This window comes from Allobosea sp. P4_C6, from assembly GCF_056402015.1.
In genome coordinates this window covers 1-2,166 of record NZ_JBFUIF010000197.1, presented here as the reverse complement: position 1 = coordinate 2,166, position 2,166 = coordinate 1, and the positions used below count along the sequence as shown (strand labels likewise).

The following is a 2,166-nucleotide window of genomic DNA, read 5'->3' as shown; positions in this document are numbered from 1 at the left end:
GGTCTCGGGCTTCAAGAAGGCGCGGATCGCCGTTGCCCGGAAGATCGCCGTCGTCCTCCACGCGATGTGGAAAACCAATACCCCCTTCCGCTGGAGCTCCGCAGCCACATGATCGCACACGCGCTGCTCGGCTGACTGTWCGGATGGGTCCCCGCCGGGACGTATGGCGCGGATCAGGCCGTCCCTGAAAATGCAGTGCCTTCGACGGCAACTGCGAGGGCCACTTCGGTCGATCCAACCATTCTGACGCCAACATGCGGCGATCCATAGAGGTCGACCACGGAGAGAACCATGAACCCGGCGTGTACGCGGCCTTCAATCAGGCAACTTGACCAGCGCGATTAGAGAACCGGCCCCCCGCTCCGGTGCCTCGCGATGAAAACGAACCTCTCATCGCTTTCATCGCGAAGTATGCTGCGGCCGCATTTTAGGATGCCGCGCTCCGCCTTGAGCTTGGCCACCTACACAGCAGCCGCCCGATCTCGAGCTGCTTCGGCTTCATCTGGCCTTGTTGGGACAGATCTTTCCCGGCATCGGCGGCAAAACACCTTCATTTGCGCAGCCAGTTTTCGGACCTCAAGATCACGCGACGCCTAGGCGATGCTCACCCCGCGTTTCCCAATCAGGCGAACCGCATCTATATGAAAATCACGCCCAAATCGTCTTCGCCGCATGTACCGCGTCGGGTTTTTTTGAAACACCCAGTCTGGGTGTCCGCGAAACCGGGATCAGACAATTTAGCGGGTCCCAGTCAACCGCTTCAAGTCGGCTTCGACCATCTCCACGATCATATCTTCGAGAGTGATCACCGGCTCCCAACCTAGCTTTGCTTTCGCCTTGGCCGGGTTGCCAAGTAGAACATCAACTTCGGCGGGGCGAAAAAGCTCTGGATCGATGACGAGATGCGCATCCATCTCCAGGCCAACATGCTGGAAGGCGATCCGGCACATGTCCCGCACGGTAACGGTTCTGCCGGTCGCGACGACGTAATCATCGGGAGTTTCCTGCTGAAGCATCAACCACATTGCCTTGACGTAATCACGCGAATGGCCCCAATCGCGCTTGGCGTCGATGTTGCCCAGGCGCAATTCCTTGGCGAGACCAAGCTTAATCCGCGCGACAGCATCCGTCACTTTGCGGGTCACGAACTCGATTCCGCGCAGTGGTGACTCATGATTGAACAAAATGCCACTCGAGGCATGAATGCCGAAACTTTCACGATAGTTGACGGTGATCCAGTGGCCATAGAGCTTGGCCACAGCGTACGGCGAGCGTGGATAAAACGGCGTCACTTCGCTCTGCATCGGCTCTTGGATCAGCCCATACATCTCCGAGGAAGAAGCTTGGTAAAAGCGTGCATGGGGCGCCTCGAGACGGACTGCTTCGAGCACATTCGTAACCCCTAGCCCAGTCACTGTTCCAGTAAGAAGCGGCTGTTGCCAGGACGATTTCACAAACGACTGGGCCGCTAGATTGTAAACCTCATCGGGCTGAATCTCGCGCATCGAACGGGTAAGCGCCGACAGATCGGTCAGATTCCCATCTACCAGCTTGACCCTGTCGCTAATGCCGAGCCACTTCAGCCGAACATCGTTCACATCAGCCGTACTCGACCGCCGAATTAGGCCATAAACCTCATAACCCTTCGACAAGAGGAGTTCGGAGAGATAAGCGCCATCCTGACCGGTGACACCCGTGATCAAAGCCTTTGGCAACTAACCGCCCTTTGCAAATGGAATTGATTGCCACAGTAGCTCTTCGGGCTGGCGCCCGGCCAATACGGCTTCCGCCGGTAATCGGTCTGCATGCGCATACATAATGAAATATGCTCACGCAACCATTGTTAGCAGCATGGAGGCCTAACATATAGGAAGGGTTCTGGAGCGGAAGCTCGGTCGGTCCTGACCCGGCCTGGGTCTCAACGGGCAAGGCTTTTCGGCGCTCGCCATTATTTCGTGGGTAACGCCACGACTTCGCACAACGCGGGCGCCTACAAGATGCGGGGCTGTTTCGGCTCGGGTTTGGGCGACGCGGATTAACGGGTGCAGCGAAGGTCAGGCCAGTAGCCGACATCGGGCAGTCATGGCGCACGACGTTCCAACTCAAGAACTCTAGCGCGTGCATCAGGAAATCGCCTCGGAAGCATAGCTCCAACCACCCCCACTT

At 57.6% G+C, this 2,166-nt stretch carries 1 protein-coding gene; it reads right to left on the bottom strand.

The features are described from left to right. Positions 1 to 737 precede the first annotated feature (737 nt). Complete coding sequence (gene gmd, locus AC1DVA_RS27855) at positions 738 to 1,715, bottom strand: GDP-mannose 4,6-dehydratase (protein ID WP_476808044.1); 978 nt, start codon at positions 1,713 to 1,715, stop codon at positions 738 to 740. Positions 1,716 to 2,166: the final 451 nt, after the last annotated feature.